17 protein-coding genes and 2 tRNA genes are annotated in these 18,015 nt (G+C 48.1%); 11 read left to right on the top strand and 8 right to left on the bottom strand.

All coding sequences use genetic code 11. The features are described from left to right. Window positions 1-27: 27 nt before the first annotated feature. Genes KEF85_RS02650 through KEF85_RS02630 form a run of 5 tightly spaced genes read left to right on the top strand, consistent with a single transcriptional unit; the run spans window position 28 to window position 5,393 of the window. Window positions 28-555, top strand: a complete 528-nt coding sequence (locus KEF85_RS02650; RefSeq protein ID WP_246535023.1) for a DUF4381 domain-containing protein — start codon at window positions 28-30, stop codon at window positions 553-555. Next, window positions 552-1,538: a vWA domain-containing protein gene (locus KEF85_RS02645; RefSeq protein WP_215583190.1), complete on the top strand. Its 987-nt coding sequence runs from the start codon at window positions 552-554 to the stop codon at window positions 1,536-1,538. Before KEF85_RS02650 ends, KEF85_RS02645 begins: the two co-directional genes overlap by 4 nt. Next, window positions 1,535-3,346: a vWA domain-containing protein gene (locus KEF85_RS02640; protein ID WP_215583189.1), complete on the top strand. Its 1,812-nt coding sequence runs from the start codon at window positions 1,535-1,537 to the stop codon at window positions 3,344-3,346. The genes KEF85_RS02645 and KEF85_RS02640 overlap by 4 nt, the downstream gene beginning before the upstream one ends. A 5-nt stretch (window positions 3,347-3,351) precedes the next feature. After that, window positions 3,352-5,037, top strand: coding sequence for a BatD family protein (locus tag KEF85_RS02635; RefSeq protein ID WP_215583188.1), 1,686 nt, complete (start codon window positions 3,352-3,354; stop codon window positions 5,035-5,037). A gap of 2 nt (window positions 5,038-5,039) precedes the next feature. Then, entirely contained in the window at window positions 5,040-5,393 is a 354-nt protein-coding gene (locus KEF85_RS02630; RefSeq protein ID WP_215583187.1) for a DUF4186 domain-containing protein, read from the top strand. Window positions 5,394-5,420: 27 nt separating this feature from the next. Here KEF85_RS02630 and nudE read toward each other — a convergent pair whose 3' ends face one another. Further along, complete coding sequence (gene nudE, locus KEF85_RS02625; protein ID WP_215583186.1) at window positions 5,421-5,972, bottom strand: ADP compounds hydrolase NudE; 552 nt, start codon at window positions 5,970-5,972, stop codon at window positions 5,421-5,423. 154 nt (window positions 5,973-6,126) lie between these two features. Here nudE and yrfG point away from each other — a divergent pair, with 154 nt between their 5' ends. Continuing rightward, window positions 6,127-6,786, top strand: coding sequence for a GMP/IMP nucleotidase (gene yrfG, locus KEF85_RS02620; protein WP_215583185.1), 660 nt, complete (start codon window positions 6,127-6,129; stop codon window positions 6,784-6,786). Here the strand turns inward: yrfG and KEF85_RS02615 are convergent. After that, window positions 6,731-8,065, bottom strand: coding sequence for a DEAD/DEAH box helicase (locus tag KEF85_RS02615; protein WP_215583184.1), 1,335 nt, complete (start codon window positions 8,063-8,065; stop codon window positions 6,731-6,733). The genes yrfG and KEF85_RS02615 overlap by 56 nt on opposite strands. A gap of 100 nt (window positions 8,066-8,165) precedes the next feature. On the opposite strand from KEF85_RS02615, the gene trxA reads away from it, so the two are divergent. From trxA to KEF85_RS02595, 4 genes are all read left to right on the top strand, one after another. After that, window positions 8,166-8,492: a thioredoxin TrxA gene (trxA, locus tag KEF85_RS02610; protein ID WP_215583183.1), complete on the top strand. Its 327-nt coding sequence runs from the start codon at window positions 8,166-8,168 to the stop codon at window positions 8,490-8,492. A gap of 175 nt (window positions 8,493-8,667) precedes the next feature. Then, window positions 8,668-9,924, top strand: coding sequence for a transcription termination factor Rho (gene rho, locus KEF85_RS02605; protein ID WP_215583182.1), 1,257 nt, complete (start codon window positions 8,668-8,670; stop codon window positions 9,922-9,924). 275 nt (window positions 9,925-10,199) lie between these two features. Next, window positions 10,200-11,894 (top strand): ABC transporter ATP-binding protein/permease, encoded by a 1,695-nt coding sequence (locus KEF85_RS02600; RefSeq protein WP_215583181.1) that lies wholly within the window; start codon window positions 10,200-10,202, stop codon window positions 11,892-11,894. Between the two features lie 39 nt (window positions 11,895-11,933). Beyond that, on the top strand, window positions 11,934-13,040 hold the full coding sequence (locus tag KEF85_RS02595; protein WP_215583180.1) for a glycoside hydrolase family 5 protein: 1,107 nt from the start codon (window positions 11,934-11,936) through the stop codon (window positions 13,038-13,040). 13 nt (window positions 13,041-13,053) lie between these two features. On the opposite strand, the gene KEF85_RS02590 is transcribed toward KEF85_RS02595, so the two are convergent. Continuing rightward, window positions 13,054-13,977, bottom strand: coding sequence for a PfkB family carbohydrate kinase (locus KEF85_RS02590; protein ID WP_215583179.1), 924 nt, complete (start codon window positions 13,975-13,977; stop codon window positions 13,054-13,056). Window positions 13,978-14,397: 420 nt separating this feature from the next. After that, complete coding sequence (locus KEF85_RS02585; RefSeq protein ID WP_215583178.1) at window positions 14,398-14,601, bottom strand: hypothetical protein; 204 nt, start codon at window positions 14,599-14,601, stop codon at window positions 14,398-14,400. Window positions 14,602-14,659: 58 nt separating this feature from the next. On the opposite strand from KEF85_RS02585, the gene KEF85_RS02580 reads away from it, so the two are divergent. After that, a complete protein-coding gene (locus KEF85_RS02580) occupies window positions 14,660-15,340 on the top strand; it encodes a PEP-CTERM sorting domain-containing protein (protein ID WP_215583177.1) in 681 nt (226 codons plus the stop codon). 171 nt (window positions 15,341-15,511) lie between these two features. Here KEF85_RS02580 and KEF85_RS02575 read toward each other — a convergent pair whose 3' ends face one another. The 4 genes from KEF85_RS02575 to KEF85_RS02560 form a co-directional block, all read right to left on the bottom strand. Beyond that, on the bottom strand, window positions 15,512-17,377 hold the full coding sequence (locus KEF85_RS02575; RefSeq protein WP_215583176.1) for a SurA N-terminal domain-containing protein: 1,866 nt from the start codon (window positions 17,375-17,377) through the stop codon (window positions 15,512-15,514). Window positions 17,378-17,477: 100 nt separating this feature from the next. Then, window positions 17,478-17,554: transfer RNA gene (locus KEF85_RS02570), tRNA-Asp, on the bottom strand. Window positions 17,555-17,560: 6 nt separating this feature from the next. Beyond that, a tRNA-Val gene (locus tag KEF85_RS02565) sits at window positions 17,561-17,636 on the bottom strand. Window positions 17,637-17,649: 13 nt separating this feature from the next. Next, entirely contained in the window at window positions 17,650-17,922 is a 273-nt protein-coding gene (locus KEF85_RS02560; protein WP_215583175.1) for an HU family DNA-binding protein, read from the bottom strand. Window positions 17,923-18,015: the final 93 nt, after the last annotated feature.

The following is an 18,015-nucleotide window of genomic DNA, read 5'->3' as shown; positions in this document are numbered from 1 at the left end:
ATGCACATCCATCACTATTCCGCTTAAATGCAACAATTGACTATGGAACCATTGCCTTTAAGAGATATTCATTTACCCGAGCCAATCAGCTGGTGGCCACCTGCTCCCGGCTGGTGGCTGGTGGCCATTTTAGTGCTCATATTAATTACTCTGGCCGGGTATCTATACCGCCGTGCCCAGCAGCGGATAGCATTACAAACTGCAGCTAAGTTATTGCTGGCTATTCGAAACAATCCGGATCGGGACAATCTGGAAACGCTGATCGCGCTATCGGCATGGTTACGCCGGGTAGCCATCAGCACTACACCACGCAGTGATGTAGCCAGTCTTAGCGGCCAGGACTGGCTGGCGTTTTTGGACAAATCCTTTACTGACGCACCATTTAGCCAAGGTGTAGGCCAATGTCTGGCAAATGCCCAATACCGGCAAAGCCCACCAGATACCGTGGAATTTGCCGAGTTATTCTCGCTTTGCGAGCGTTGGCTGAAGCGACAAAAACCAGCTGGCAACAGCACCGGCTTATTAAGCGGTGTGATATTCAGGAATAAACCATGATTAATTTATATTGGCCATGGCTATTGCTGTTATTACCATTCCCGCTATTGATCAGGTTATTGCTGCCGGCCCAAACAGAGGAGCAACAAGCCGCGTTAAAAGTTCCGTTTTTAGCCGATTTCGGCACCGGGGAAAACCGTGTCGTCCGTACCTACCGCCCCTGGTCATTATGGGTGGCCGCCCTGGCCTGGTGCTGTCTGGTCTTGGCGACAACGCGTCCGCAATGGTTAGGCGAGCCGCTGGAACTATCCGTCAGTGGCCGCGACCTGATGCTGGCAGTCGATGTATCTGGAAGTATGCATGAACAGGATTTTATTATTAACGGTAGTCCGGTGGACCGGCTAACCGCCATTAAACAAGTGGCCGGGGAGTTTATTCAGCGCCGTACCGGTGACCGCTTGGGCTTGATTTTGTTTGGCACCCAAGCTTATCTGCATGTACCACTCACTTTTGATCGCAAAACCGTGCGTACCTTGTTAAACGAAGCTTTTATCGGCATTACTGAGGACGAGCCACAAACATCAATAGGTGATGCTATTGGTCTGGCGGTTAAACGCCTGCAAAATCAGAAAACCGATAGCCGGGTACTGATTTTGTTGACGGATGGTGCGAATACCGCCGGTGAGCTGACACCTTTGAAAGCAGCAGAACTGGCAGCTAACCATCATCTGAAAATTTATACAATAGGCATTGGTGCCGATGAAATGCTGGTACGCAGTTTATTTGGTGCCCGCCGGGTAAATCCATCAGCCGATCTTGACGAAAAAACCCTGACAGCTATTGCCAATACTAGCGGCGGTCGTTATTTCCGAGCGCATAACAGTGAGGAACTGGCACAAATATATACCATACTGGATCAATTGGAACCTGTGGAAAAAGACAAGCAATATTTCCGTCCCCAAAGTGAATTGTTTTATTGGCCATTGACACTGGCGCTAATATTGGTGGCGGGACTGACGCTTTATGATTTGAGGCAATCATGAATTTTAACGAATTTCATTTTTTACGCCCAGAATGGCTACTGGCTTTGCTACCAGGTACGCTGATACTCTTGCTGTTGTTCCGGCGCAAACAGGCGCAGAACTATTGGCTGGAAGTCTGCGATGCAGAACTGCTGCCTTATCTTTTACAGACCACACCTTTGCGGCAACGCCGGAGTGGCCTGCTGGTCACTGCTTTGGTAGGATTAACAACGGTTCTGGCTCTGGCTGGACCAACTTGGCAGCGCTTACCTAGCCCGGCTTTCCGCAATGACTCGGCACTGGTAATAGCCCTTAATCTATCTGCGTCTATGGATGCTACCGATATTAAGCCCAGTCGTATTGCTAAAGCCCGTTACAAAATTGCCGACTTGCTGAACCAACGCAAAGATGGACAGACTGCATTACTGGTTTACGGCGGCACAGCCTTTACCGTCACACCACTGACCAGTGACACCGCGACTATTGCCAGCCAACTGGAGGCACTAAGTACCGATATTATGCCCAGTCCAGGCAGTAATGCCGACCGGGCGGTGCATAAAGCCGCTGACTTATTGCGCCAAGCCGGGGTGGCACAAGGCCATATATTGCTGATTAGCGACTCACTGGATACCAACAGTATCGACAAGGTACTGGCGGAACGCGGCGCTTATCATATCTCGGTATTAGCAATAGGTACTCAGGATGGTGCTCCGATTTCGCAACCGGGCGGGGGGTTTGTTAAAGACGACAGTGGCAATATCATCGTTGCTAAATTAGACTCGGCCAATTTGCAAATCTTGGCTGCAAAAGCTCAGGGTGTATATCAGACTGTGACCACGGATGATGCTGATGTGGAGACATTGGGCAAAACGTTTAACCGAATTAATCCACAGGATACTAAGGCACAACAAGACAATTTATTACTGCAGCAATGGGATGAAGCCGGCCCTTGGCTGGTATTGCTGATACTACCATGGGCGGCCCTGCGCTTCCGCAAAGGCTTGCTGGTATGGTTGGGACTGTGTTTACTATTACCCTACCCTCAGGATAGCTGGGCATTTGACTGGCAAAGCCTGTGGCACAACCCTAACCAGCGTGCACAACAGGCTTTTAGCCAACAAGATTATTCACAGGCTGCTGCCGAGTTTGCCAATCCAGACTGGCGTGCAGTTGCACAATACAAAGCCGGCGCATACCAACAGGCGGCAGAAACTTTGCAAGAAACCCAGAACGCCGATGGTTTTTACAATCGCGGCAACGCGCTGGCCAAAGCCGGACAGTTAGCCGAGGCAGTGAAAGCCTATCAGCAGGCTTTAGCTTTGAATCCGGATCATCAGGATGCCCAATACAATAAGGAGCTGGTGGAAAAGCGCTTGCAGGAACAAAAACAACAAGCCGATAATCAGCAACACTCCGATCAGCAACAGCCACAAAAAAAAGATCAGCCTGCCAAGCAATCCGATCAGTCGCAAAAAACTGATCAACAGGGCGACCAGGGTGAGCAGGGTGAGCAGCAAAACCAGCATGACCAAGACCAGACCGAGCGATCCAAACAGCCTGATCAGCCGGATAAACCCACTGAGCAGGCCCAACAGTCACCGGCAAACCAGACTAAACCCGCTGAAACCCAAACCGGCCAGCCGGATCAAACGGCTAACAGCGCAAAACCGCTTACAGCTGCCGAACAACAAGAAAAAAATGAACGTGATCGCGCTAACGAGCAATTGCTGAAACGCATACCTGATGAACCGACAGGTTTATTAAAACGTAAGTTCAAATATCAATACTCGCAGCAAGGCAGCAACCCTGCCGCTGACAGCAAATGGTAACACCGATGAGAATATTGCAAGCTCTACTTGTCCCCGTTTTATTATTGCTTAATCTGATTGCCCAGGCTGCCGAAATTCAGGTATCGGTGGATCGTAATCCGGTCAATCTGCATGATTCATTTCAAATTACTTTTTCCTCCACCGCCACCCCGGATGCCGATCCGGATTTTACCCCCTTGCAAGACAATTTTGAAATTTTGAATCAGCAGCGCAGCAGTAATGCCTCTTGGGTAAATGGCCACGGCAACCGGAGCGAACAATGGATCTTGACCTTGATGGCCAAGCAGCCAGGGGAATTGTTGATTCCACCGATTGCCTTCGGCAACGACAACAGCAAACCTTTGCGCCTGAATGTCACTGAAACCAGTACTGCACCTCAAAATGATGAGGAAATTTTCCTGGAAGTAAGCACCAGCACCGAAACGCCTTATGTGCAATCACAGGTGTTATATACCGTGCGTTTGTTCCGCCGCCTGCAAATTACTCAAGCCAGGCTGGATGAACCGCAACTGAAAGATGCGGTGATTGAAAAACTAGGCGAAGACAGTAATTACACGACGCAAATTAAAGGTGTTGATTATTGGGTCACTGAGCGCAAATACGCGATCTTTCCCCAACAAAGCGGGGTGTTTACAATTGCGCCGCTCTCGCTGACTGCCGACGTGCTAACGATGCGCAAACCGCGTTTCAACAGCTTTTTTAATCAGCAAACTTCCGAAACCCGCCGCATAGCATCCAAAGCCATTACGCTGACAGTGCAATCCGAACCAGCTGGCTTTAAAAATCAGGCCTGGCTAAGTGCCGAAGCTCTGGAATTAACGGAAAGTTGGTCGAATAATCGTCTGGAAACCAAAGTCGGAGAACCGTTAACCCGGACATTGCGTTTAACCGCACACGGCACTACGGTTGGTCAATTGCCGGAACTCGCCAGCACGCTTGCCGTGGATGGCATCAAAACCTATCCGGATCAACCACAACTAAGAGAGGACAAACAAAACGATGGCCTGGTAGCCTTCCGTGAAGAAAAGATTGCCTTTATCCCAGCCAAATCTGGTGACTATAACCTGCCGGCCATTGAGATTGTCTGGTTTAACACCAAAACCCAGCGCACTGAAACCGCAAGATTAGCGGCGATAACTATTAAAGCGCTGGCCGGAAATGAAGCAAATACCGGAGCACCAGCCGAAACGACCAAGGCTCCAACTGCTGTGGCAGCATACGATAAACACAGCATAACACAGCCTGCAAACGACAACAGCCAGGTATATTTTTGGCAGGTTTTGTCGGCCTGTCTTGCTATAGGCTGGCTGCTGACTGTTTGGAAACTGTACCAGCGCCCCAAACCACAAGTCGCCGAAAAACCATTACGGAATAGCGCGACACCAGCCGCCAATTCCACTATCGAAAAACGCCTACAACGCGCCTGTATGGATGATAATGCCGGTTTGGCTAAGCAACTATTGCTACAGTGGGGTAAAGCTGAATACGCGGCCGATAGCCTGGGTAGTTTGGCCGGCAATTGCAAAGCCCCGTTGCGCGATGAAATTGAACTGTTAAATCAGCATTTGTATGCCGGTTTGCAGGCAGACTGGACAGGCCTGCCTTTATGGCAGGCGTTTAGCCAACATCACAACATATCCAAGCCTAAACCCAGTGAAGAAAAAGGCCTGGAACCATTGTACAAGCTTTAATCATGGCCGATGTCGATACCATCTTTGCCGCATTGGCGAAATCGGCATTTCGCCAGCGTTTTCATTTGCCGGCCAAAGAGCAGGCATATTTGCGTGATAAAGGCCTGGACATCGTGCTAAGCCATGCCCGAGACTTTGTTCGGCTTAGGCTCGCGGCAGCTCAGCCCCATAACGACGGCAAACAAACCCCTTATCGCGGCCATCCGGTATTTATTGCCCAACATGCCACCGCCTGTTGTTGCCGGGGCTGTCTGGCAAAATGGCATGGTCTGCCGCAGAGCATGGCTTTGACTGACACACAAATAGCCTATGTGGTAGCCGTACTGGAGCGCTGGTTACGCCAAGAAATGCGCTGATACTTGCTGTACCGGCGTCTTTCAGCGCTAGCATTTGCGTAGATATTCGGCGGCCATGTATAAAGCAGCAATTGAGCGGGCTTCGCTGCATTCGCCAGTGGCCAGCAACTGATCAATTTGGTAAATGTTCCAGGGAACCACTTCCAGTTCTTCGGGTTCGTCGCCAAGCAGTTTTTCCGGATAGAGATCTTGCGCCAAAATGATGTCTATGGTGTGTTCCAGATAGGCCGGCGCCAATGAAACAGTGTGCAAGTGCGATAGGCGGTTGGCGCCGAAACCCACTTCTTCCTTGAGTTCGCGATTGGCGGCAGCCAGACTGTCTTCACCGGCATCAATTTTACCTTTCGGCAAACCCAGTTCGTAACGATGTAATCCGGCAGCATATTCTCTGACCAGTAACACCGTGTGCGAGTCAAGCATGGGTACTACCAGTACTGCCCCCATCGAAGCATTACGGGCCAGGCGCTCATATTGGCGAAACTGGCCACCGGAAAATTCGATTTCCAGCGCCTCTATCCGAAACAAACGGCTTTCGGCAACCACGGCAGTACTGTGAATGATAGGTATTTTTTTAGACATGGGCTGCTTCATATCTGGTTAATGATGCGGACTGTTGTTTTTTCCGGGCATATTCGATTTGAAAAACATCGTAACAGAGTCCAGCTAGTAAGAGCGCAGGTTTTTGGTTACCATGCCGTTTTTTAGTTACTGCATCTTTTAGGGATACCGCACAATGTTAGTCTGGCAGGAAATCGACACGGTAATGCTTGATATGGACGGCACTTTGCTGGACTTGAATTTTGATAACCATTTTTGGCAGGAGTTTGTGCCTTTACGGTATGCGCAGTTACACAATATTAGCCTGGAATCGGCCAAGCAGACGCTTGCCCCACGCTTTCGGGCCATGGAAGGCCAGTTGGAATGGTATTGTCTGGATTATTGGAGTGCTGATCTACAACTGGATATCGCTGGTTTAAAGCAGGAGTTGGCGGGATTGATTGCTGTACATCCACATGTTACCGAATTTCTGGATGCCGTGCGGCGTAGCGGCAAGCGTTTATTGCTGGTGACTAATGCGCACCGGCATAGTTTGAATTTGAAAATGGAAAAAACCTGTTTGCAGATTTTTTTCGACGCAATTATCTGTTCGCACGATTTTGGCCTGGCTAAAGAACAGCCTGGATTTTGGCAGGTGTTACAGGATACCCATGTTTATGATAAGCAACATACCCTGCTGGTGGATGACAGTGCGGCGGTGCTGCGTTCTGCACAAAACTTTGGCATTGCCCATCTGGTAGCGATTACCCGGCCGGATAGCCGGGGTGCTCTGAAACAGATTACGGAATTTGCGGCGATTGAGGACTTTCGGGCTCTGATGCCTGGCTTGGCGTAGTCTGCGCTGCCGGCCTTGGTTTGGGTCGTGGCGCGGAACGTGGCCCGGAAGGTGGGCGTTTACTGTGATTAACCACCCGTTCGCGTGGCTGTTTACGCTCGGGAATTAACACATTTTCCGCCAATAATTCCGGAGTAATGGCCTGGATGGCAACTTTTTCGCCGATATAGTCTTCAATATCCGGCATGGAATAGGCATATTCTTCACAGATAAAACTGATAGCTTCGCCGCTGGCACCAAAACGCGCGGTACGCCCGATACGATGCACATAATCCTCGACATCCTGGGGTAAATCGTAATTAATGACATGCGAAACATCGGGAATATGCAAACCGCGGGCTGCTACATCGGTGGCTATTAACAGATGAACCCGATTTTCCTGAAAGTCGTTGAGCAGACGTTGACGCTTTTCCTGCGGCACGTCGCCACTTAATAATGCCGTTTTATAGCCATTGGCCTGCAAATAATCATCCAATTGTTCGGCACTGCGTTTGGTATTGACGAAAACGATACTGCGAAACGGCTGATAATGGCGCAGCAAACCGATCAGCAAGGGAATTTTTTGTTCATTTGCCGGACAGAAAGCCAGCTGATTGATGGCTTTAGAAGTGACTTCCTCCGATTCAATCCTAATCAGCACCGGATTGTTCATATGTTCGTAAGCCAGTTCGGTGACCTTGTAAGATAAGGTGGCTGAGAACAGCAGATTGAGGCGTTTTTCAGCCGGCGGCATCCGCCGTAACAGAAAGCGGATGTCTTTGATAAAGCCTAGATCGAACATACGGTCGGCCTCATCCATGACAGTAACCTGGATATTATCCAGGGTAAACGCCCCCTGCCGGTAAAAATCAATAATACGTCCTGGGGTACCGATAATGATATCCACATTAGTTTTGATCTTGTCGAGCTGTTTCTGGTAATCAGTGCCACCGTAGATCAAAGCAAACTTGAGATCCAGGTATTGACTCATCAGCACGGCATCTTTATGAATCTGGATAGCCAGTTCGCGGGTGGGGGCAAGAATAATGGCACGCGGATTTTTGATTTTCTCGCTTTCGTCGTTAAGCAAATGCTGAAATGCCGCCAGTAAAAACGTAGCGGTTTTGCCGGTGCCGGTTTGAGCCTGACCGGCAATATCTTTGCCGCGTAAAGCCAAGGGCAAAGATTTGTCCTGTATCGGCGTGCAATGGATAAATCCAGCTTCCTTCAAACCCTTGATGATGGTATCGGACAGCTCCAGATTACTAAATTGTGTTTGCGTCAAATGTGTTTTTTTCATAGTCCTATAGGATAACTTAAAATCCGTTATGTTTGAAATTGATTGACAGTGGCTGGCCGGGAATCTATAGTTTTAACTTTGTAACCAATTGGAGAATGGCGTGAGCGACTTAGTCTTTCATGTATCGGATGCTGATTTTAATGAAACTGTGTTGAAAGCCGAAGTGCCGGTATTGCTGGATTACTGGGCAGAATGGTGTGGTCCGTGCAAAATGATTGCGCCGGTACTTGACGAAGTAGCCGGCGAATTTAACGGTAAATTGAAAGTTGCCAAACTGAATATCGACGAAAACCCAAAAACGCCGCAACTGTACGGTGTGCGCGGTATTCCGACCTTGATGATTTTCAAAAATGGCGAGATAGAAGCCACTAAAGTTGGGGCTTTGACTAAATCCCAATTAACGGCTTTCATAACCAGCAACATTTAAAGCGAATGTATAATCCGGATTTATCACAAAACATTTTGATAAGTCCGGGTATTGCGCTAGAATCTTCCGCTCTAACATCTTTGTTTCCATTTCATCTGTAGCTGATCCGCAACCAAGCTTCTTCCAGTAAACGGTTTTCTGCCGCTTTACGTATCTTTCATTTCTCTTAAAAAACATGAATCTAACCGAGTTAAAACTAAAACAAGTCAGCGAAATTATTAGCATAGCCGAAACCCTGGGCCTGGAAAATATCGACAGAGCCCGAAAGCAGGAGTTAATTTTCTGCATTCTGAAGAAACAGGCAAAAAGTGGTGAGGATATTTTTGGTGACGGTGTACTGGAAATTCTTCAGGACGGCTTTGGCTTTTTGCGCACTCCGGGCGCCTCTTATCTGGCCGGGCCAGATGATATTTACGTTTCCCCCAGTCAAATTCGCCGGTTTGGTTTACGCACCGGGGACACTGTCAGCGGCAAAATAAGACCCCCCAAAGAGGGTGAACGTTATTTTGCGATGCTGAAAGTAGAAAGCATCAATTTTGAATCGCCGGAAAATTCCAAAAACAAAATTTCTTTCTCCAATCTGACGCCATTATTTGCCAATAAGCGTTTCCGTCTGGAACAAGGCAACGGCACCAGTGAAGACTTGACTGCGCGTATCATTGACCTGATTGCGCCAATCGGCAAAGGCCAACGTGGCCTGATCGTGTCCCCGCCTAAAGCCGGTAAAACCATGATCATGCAAAGCATAGCCCATGCAATTGCCGAGAATAATCCTGAATGCTATCTGATCGTGTTGCTGATTGATGAACGTCCAGAAGAGGTAACCGAAATGGAACGCTGTGTGCGCGGTGAAGTGGTTTCCAGTACTTTTGACGAGCCGGCAACCCGCCATGTCCAGGTTGCAGATATGGTCATCGAAAAAGCCCGGCGCCTGGTGGAACACAAGCACGATGTGGTTATTCTGTTAGATTCAATTACGCGTTTGGCCAGAGCTTACAACATGGTGGTACCTTCCTCCGGTAAACTGTTGTCGGGTGGGGTGGATGCCAATGCTCTGGAAAAACCTAAACGCTTTTTCGGCGCGGCTCGCAATATTGAAGAAGGTGGCAGCTTGACGATTATTGCCACGGCTCTAGTTGAAACAGGCTCCCGTATGGATGAAGTGATCTTTGAAGAATTCAAAGGTACCGGTAATATGGAATTGCATCTAGAACGCAAAATTGCCGAAAAACGGGTTTATCCGGCCATCAACATCAACCGTTCCGGCACTCGCCGCGAAGAGTACCTGGTTGATCCGGACGAGTTACAAAAAACCTGGATTCTGCGTAAAATTCTGCAACCGATGGATGAACTGGCAGCTTCCGAGTTTTTACTGGGCAAATTAAAAGATTTTAAAACCAATGCCGAGTTTTTTAGTTCGATGAAACGCTAAGCCATTACTTTCTTGATGCACCTATCTTCATTAAGTTATTGGTGACATAGCGACGGCATCAAGACCGGCATAAATCCCCCTCGAGTTTTTGTAATAAAGAGGGGGTTTACTGCACTAAACCCAAAGCCATACATCTTAAAAAATTAAATAAAACCAGCAGCTTATAAAAAATCTGCTTTGACTGATCAGTCGTATCGCCCACCGACCACACAGTTATTGTGTTTTATGCGGTCAAGTTTGTTATATTGCGCGCCAACCTTTAACAGGAGAGTGGCTTGCAAAACTCCAACAGATTTTTTATTCAATTTATCCGCTTGGCCGGCCCCTTTTGGCAATCTGAAAACAAGGCGACAATCCGTAGCATCTCGTTCGCGTTGCTGGCACTGACTCTGGCGCAGATTGCGATATCGGTTTTGATCAATGAATGGAGTGCAAATCTGTTCGATGCCCTGGAACAGCGTTCCATGTCGCGGCTGTGGATCCAGATTTTTTTAATCCTACTGATATTCATCGCCAATATCGGTATTACCGCTACCCATCTGAATGTAAAACGGCGTTTGCAACTGGAATGGCGCGGTTGGTTGACCGATAAACTGATAGGTCAATGGATGCGTGATGGCCGCCATTATCTGGTGACCCATATAGCCGGACAACACGATAATCCAGATGGCAGGATCGCTGAAGATATTCGCATTGCCACCGAATACGCGATTGATTTATTACACACATTGTTGTTCTGTATTTTATTATTGGTCAGTTTTACCCAAATCCTCTGGTCACTTTCCGGGACGATTACCCTGGATTTAGGCTGGTTCAGCATCCCTTTTCACGGGCATCTAGTCTGGCTGGCACTGATTTTTGCCACCAGCGCTTCCATGCTGGGCTGGTGGATAGGTCGCCCTCTGACCAAAGCCACCGACCACAGACAAACCTATGAAGCTAATTTCCGTTTTGCCCTGGTAAAAGCCCGGGAAAACTCGCAAGCCATTGCCCTAATTCACGGCGAACGCCATGAAAATCCGCATTTTCATCATTTGTTTGGCGGAATTGTCGAAGCATGGAATCAGCAAACCAAAGCCTGGGCACAAATTATTATGTTCAGTTCCGGTTATTCGGTGCTATCGATGGCGTTTCCAATTCTGGTTTCTGCTCCACGGTACATTCTGGGTAGTATTTCCTTAGGCGCACTGATGCAATCTGCCCAAGCTTTTCAGCAATTAGTCTCCGCCTTATCCTGGCCGGTGGATAATATGGGTAAGGTTGCCGAATGGCGAGCTTCAGTTGAGCGTATATTAGGCCTAAGCAAAGCTCTGGAGGATTTGGAACGCGAAATCGCCAAACCGGCAGCGCATCGCATCCAGATAAGCAAAAATGCCGGCACCGTGCTGCGTTTTGAGAATTTATGCATTTCCAGGCTGGACGGTATCGTTTGCGTGTCGAGTTTAAACGCCGAAATTCGGGCTGGGGAGTGGGTATTAATCGACGGTAATGCTTTTACTGGTAATAAGCTATTCAAGGCAATTGCCGGCCTGTGGCCATGGGGTGAAGGGCGTATCGAATTACCTGACGATGAGCTGATGTTTTTTATGCCGCCCCACCCCTATTTGCCTACCGATACGCTGCGTACGGCGGTGTGTTATCCTTCTGAGAGAACAGCATTTGCACAGGATGCCCTGGAGGCTGCTTTTGCGCTGGCCGGAGTAACAGAATTGCTCGATCAACTGGAGCAAACCGGGGACTGGGAAAAAATTCTAGAACGCGAGCAACAACAACGTCTGGGACTAGTACGCTTGTTGCTGCAAAAACCCAAATGGATTTTAATGCAGGAAGCATTTGCCGCGTTAGATCCTGCTGACGAACTGGATGTCATGAAAATCATTCACAATGCCCTGCCCAATGCTGCAGTATTGACCATAAGCCGCCAACCGGGAGTAAAGGCTTTACATCAGCGCACTATTTTGATGTGCTGAACAAACTGTTGCCGCCTGAATCTCTGGAAGGGTTTGCCTATGCCATCTGCTGCTAAAAAATTGCGCGGGGTTAATCTGGGCGGCTGGCTGGTACTGGAAAAATGGATGACTCCCAGCCTGTTTGCGGGGCTGGCGGCTGAAGATGAAACCGCTTGGTGTCTGGAGATGGGAGCGGCGGCTGAGCCGCGCTTAAAACAGCATTGGCAAACATTCATCAAGCGTGAAGACTTTGACTGGCTGGCGCAACGTGGTATCAATGCGGTGCGCATTCCGGTTGGTCATTGGCTATTTGGCCCGGATTATCCATATCACCCCCGCTTTGCTGAACACCGCTACCCTTATGTAAACGACGGCCTGGAAGTGCTGGATCAGGCATTCGCTTGGGCGCAGGAATTCGGTTTGTTAATTATGCTGGATTTACATGCGGCCCCTGGTTGCCAAAATGGTTTTGATAACGGCGGCATAAAAGACGTGTGCGACTGGCATACCCAAGCCGCCTATTTGCAGCATTCATTGGCTGTACTGGAAAAACTGGCGGCCCGTTATCATCTGCACCCGGCTTTACACGGCATAGAAGTGTTGAATGAACCCCATCAGGATATAGCCAGTGCTTATTTGATGACCTTTACCCATCAGGCCTACCAGCGTATCCGTCAATATTGTTCAGCCGACCAAGTGGCTGTAGTATTTCATGATGGTTTTCGTTCTTACCAGCATTATACCGAGCTACTGCAAGCCAGCACTTACCAGAATCTGATTTTTGATATTCACCGTTATCAATGCTTTACTCTGGAAGACCTTAACAGTGATATTTATACTCATATCCGCAAAGCAGTGAGCGAGTGGAAAACTGAGGCCGACGATATTATCCGTCATGCCGGCCGTAATACCATCGTTGGTGAATGGAGCCTGGGCCTGGATCCGCGCATGTTGGAACTATGGCAGCAAGATTGGCATGATGTGGTGCAACCCACTATGGATAAATTTCAACAAAATGTGGCTTATCGCGGCTATGCTGCCAGTCAACTAGCCTGTTTTGAAAAATATCTGGGCTGGTTTTTCTGGAGTTACAAAACCGAAACCATGCCGCAATGGTCATTTCGGGATTGTGTTGAGAACGGTTGGCTGCCAACTCATTTTAGCTGACATCATCGGCAAGCTAAATTTTCATAAATTCAGCTACTTGGGCAACGCTGGGTAATATTTTGAATACGCCAGGCGAGGATGCCACCCAAGCGCCACAGGCATTAGCCAACTGCAAAGTTGCAGACCACGACTTTCCCGCGGCCAATCCAGCCAGTAATCCGGCACTGAACGCATCTCCTGCACCAGTGGCATCCAGCATATTAATGGGTCTGGCTGGACAATAAACAGCTTGCTCATCACGTGGTATGGCGATACTGCCTTGCGCACCCAAGGTAGTGACTAACAATTTGCCCTGCCAACCGGTCTGTTGCCGCCACTCAGCCCACCAGACCGGCCAGTCCGGGTTATGCCGGCTATCCGATCGATTTAGTAAGCGGATAGCTTCGGTTTGATTAACAATCAACACATCGGTGAGACCCAGCAATTCGGCACTCGGCTGCCGCCAAGGCGAGGGATTAAGTACCGTGCCAGCCCCCAACTTTCGCGCATATTCGAAAGCCGCCAATATCGGTGCGTCACCAATTTCAAACTGGGCATAAACATAACTGTGCGCATCTAATTGGGCCAGCGCGGCTGTTAGATGCGCCGGGGAAAGTTCGGCATTAGCCCCCGGATAAACGGCTAAAAAATTCTCGCCATGCCCGGCAATAAAACCGACCCCAAAACCAGAGCTGGAACCGACACTGACCACATATTGATCAGACACTCCCTCTTGCTTTAATACCTGCCGCAAGCCTTGACCGGCAGCATCTGCCCCTACGGCAAACACCCCCAGTACCGGCATATCAAGCCGGTGCAGCCCAATCGCCACATTAAAACCCTTACCACCATGATCACTATGCAATGCCGTTGCCAACAATGATTCGCCTGGGCCAGGTAAATACGCCACATCCAGACAAACCGCTTGCACATAGCTGCCAAGCACCAAAATATTCATACTGAAAAACCCTATCAGATACCAGTGTTATACTAAGTTTATTGGGTATCACGATTTAAACCAAGAACTTTGCAAACCAGAATTTTCTGTGCCCGGCATATTATGCTTGAATTGAATAGCCTGATTTATGGCATGAGATGATGTAACTATTCAGCCTAGTGGTTCGCCAATGTTATTAGGATGCACCAACTCGGGAAGCATATCGTGCGCGATTGATGCGCATCACTGCGTTCAGCACATCCTACCAGGTATCCGTCAAATTAATGTTGGTCAACCACTAGCCTCAAGGCTGCATACAGGAATCGAGCTGCCGGCTGTTAAGTGATTTGACAAAATGTCTTCGATACATGCTATCGGGTTTTTAAGGCCATCTGCGGCGATGAGCCTCGATTCCACTCCGTTGCATCGAGGCTACAGTCTCTACTTTTCAATAGGGTAAATAGTTACGAAACTACCACCAATATTTTGTTTTTGAAACAATTGGTTGTAGGATATGCCGGGTAACAATGCTAAAAAACGGCGGCAATCCGTTTCCTTTGCCAACGATGCGTCGATGACGCTATCTGGGCTTTGTGTCTGCCTATTTGCCAGACGATTAGCCTTTTTTACTGTATGGATAGTCATTCAAGATATACCACTATGACAAGAAAAACTTATACCAATTTAGACAGGGACTATAATCATGAACTTAAATTGTAAAAAAATACTATGCACCGGCTTAATGCTGGGAGTTGCACCAGCCAGCCATGCCGGACTGGCTGCGGTGGGCAGCAATCTGGTTAATGACAATGTGTTGAATGTCACCTGGACTGCAGATGCCAATTTATTAGGCACACTGGAAGCCGGAGATGCCGGGCTAACTGCTGCTATTATCAGCGATGTCGGCAGCATTACTGACTCATTGGGCATACATACCCTCAGCAGTGCAGACTTTGGCAGCAACGGACAAACCGACTGGTGGGGCAGCCTGGCCTTTATCAGCTACTTGAATGACACCAGCTACTTGGGTTATCACACTTGGCAATTGTCTGATGGTAACAGCCTTAGCTACCAGTTTAACACCAACCTGGGCGAAACTCCCGGTACCTCGCTGTCAAATACCAGCAGTAACTACCCGCTGTTTTCTAACTTGCAAGCTAACGCCTTTTGGTGGACACCTGCTGAAGCGCTGGGTACCCCAGCCAACGCTGTGGATTTTAATACTTTTTATGGCTATACCGGCGGTGCAGATAAGACCAGTCAGTTCTATGCTTGGCCGGTTTTGCCTGGCAATGTGACATTACCGGTTCCAGAACCTGGCTCGCTGTGGTTATTTGTATCAGGCGTGTTGGGTTTATGTGGTTTTAAACGCCGTCAGGCTTAACAGCAATTTTTACACTTTGGATACCGTCAGGCGTTAATAAAAAAGTTAGCCCTTACCAGCACCCAAACCGGCAAATCATGAAAAAATCAGTAGCGTCATGAAAGTTGGGTTTTTTAAAAATAAAAAAGGGAGCTTAAGCTCCCTTTTTTTTCAGACGGTCTGCGGACAAACTTACTGTTTCTTTTCGTGGATGGTGATATCGGCTCTGGCTTGTAATGAATTCAAGACCGATTCAAATTCCGCCTTGCCTAACACGCCGGCAATATTTTTGGCTATCAAACCCTGCTGGGCTTTATTTGCTTCAGTCAATTCACCTTCCGTCACCTTAACGATGTTGGCAACCACTTTACCACCCTGAGCATCATCAATAATCACGACGCCTGGATGCCCAGCCTGGGGCTTGGCGGCTTTAAACACGGCCTGACTGACTAGTGGAGACACATCGGCAGAAACCCGGCTTAAACCCTGCACTTTTTTCAAGGGTAAGTGATTAGCTTCCGCCAATTGCGCCAGCGCTTTACCGGCTAGCAGCTCAGCTTTTAACTGTTCGGCAATAGCTGTGGTTTTTTGCACGGCTTTATCATGTTGCAAGGCGGTAATTACCTGGGCTTTGACATCTTTCAGCTCTTTAGTAGCAGCCGGCAAATGCTCGCGCATCCGCAATACCACTATTTTGTCGGCACCGATTTCCAGTGGTTCGCTATTATTACCTTTCTGAACATCTTCAGAAAACGCGGCCAAGCGGATTTTTTCCTCAGCGGCAATCCCTTCACCCTTATTGTGGGTAAACAGCCCGGTGTTTTTGACTGACTCATCCAGCAATTTAGCGCTAGGTTCCAAAGTATCTGGATTTTCGTAACTGACTTCTGTCAATTTTTCACCCAAACTAGTGAACTTGGCTTCAGCCTGGGTTTTTTGATAAGCCTTACTGACTTCGGCCTTAACCGCTTCATAGGGCTTTACTTCACCCGGCACTAATTCGGTCACTTTGATCAAGTGATAACCAAATGCTGACTTAATCGGTTCCGAGACTTCACCCTGTTTAAGACTTAACGCAGTATCTTCAAAACTTTTTTCAAAAACACCGGCATTAAACAAACCTAAATCACCACCGTTTTTGGCTGAGGCCTTATCGTCGGACACTTCGGCCGCCAGTAACGCAAAATCTTTAGCCTTTAATTCCTGCTTGGCTTTGATGGCTTTTTGTAAGGCTTGCTCATCGTTGACATCCTTACTGAATGCAAACAGGATGTGACTGACTTTACGACGTTCTTTGGTACTGAACGCGGCTTTTTGCTCTTCGTAATAAGCTTTAAGCTGCTCGTCTGCCGGTTTAATTTGTTCCGCTAACTTATCCAGCGATAGCTCAACATAATCGACAGCTATTTGTTCTTCGCTTTGATAGGCATCCTGATGCTGTTGAAAATACGCCGTGATTTCTTCATCACTAGGCTTATCGGTCACCGGAGTCAGCGCTACCGTAACATATTCCAAATCACGCTTCTGATTTTGAATCTTGAAAAAATTGCTGATCTCTGCCGGTGTCACAAAACTGCTATCCGTGATGGCACGTTGAAATTGCTGCATTATCAGGGCTTTTTTGATACGGAGAATAAACTCCTCTGAGGATATGCCTTGCGCCCCTAATAAAGCCTGATACTGGGCTTTATCAAACTTACCGTCTTTCTGAAAATACTCCAGGGTCTTGATAAATTCTTTGGCGGTATCGTCGGTGACCAGCAAGTTTTCTTTTTGCACATATTGCAGCAAAACTTCATCTCGGACTAATTGTGACAAAGCCTGTTTTCTGATGGTTTCTTCATCGACTTTGATACCAGCCAGACTTTGGGCAAACTGTTGATAAGCCTTGTTGACATCATTTTCAAAAAACTCCTTGTCGCCGACAGTAATGACCGGGGTTTCCTTGCCCCCACCTAAGTAATTTTGGATGCCCCACAAGCCAAACAGCACACAAATCAGTACCAAAACGACTGATGCAAATACGCCATGCACCTTTTCTCTTATCTCTAATAGCATAAACCGTGTCCTTAAACAGTTTTTAACCTGATTAATATCAGGCAGTAAAAAATAGCGAACAAAAAAAAACCTCGAACCATACGGCCCGAGGTTTCTGTTTTGGCGGAGCGGACGGGGCTCGAACCCGCGACCCCCGGCGTGACAGGCCGGTATTCTAACCAACTGAACTACCGCTCCTAAGTCTGGTGGGTGCTGAGGGGTTCGAACCCCCGACCCTCGCCTTGTAAGGGCGATGCTCTCCCAGCTGAGCTAAGCACCCGACTAAAGAGCGACTAGTTTACAGCATCTTTTAAAGATTTACCAGCTTTAAATGAAGGAATTTTTGCTGCCTTGATAGTAATTTCTTCACCAGTTTGTGGATTGCGGCCTTTACGCTCAGCTCTCTCTTTAACTTCGAAAGTGCCAAAGCCAACCAGCACAACAGAATCACCTGCTTTAAGCGCGTTTTCTACAGATTTAAGAAATCCATCCAGAGCGCGACCAGCATCAGCTTTGGTCAGTTGTGACGCGCCAGCAATTGCATCAATAAGTTCCGATTTATTCATTTTTTCCCCTTAGGATGTTGTTGTATTAATTTTGCTTAACAATCAAGCGGTTATATTGACGCCACAAACCGGCTTGCCAACAATCCGATTTAC

Origin of the sequence: Methylomonas paludis (assembly GCF_018734325.1) — a bacterium.
Taxonomy (GTDB): Bacteria; Pseudomonadota; Gammaproteobacteria; order Methylococcales; family Methylomonadaceae; genus Methylomonas; species Methylomonas paludis.
This window is presented reverse-complemented; position numbering and strand designations above follow the sequence as displayed.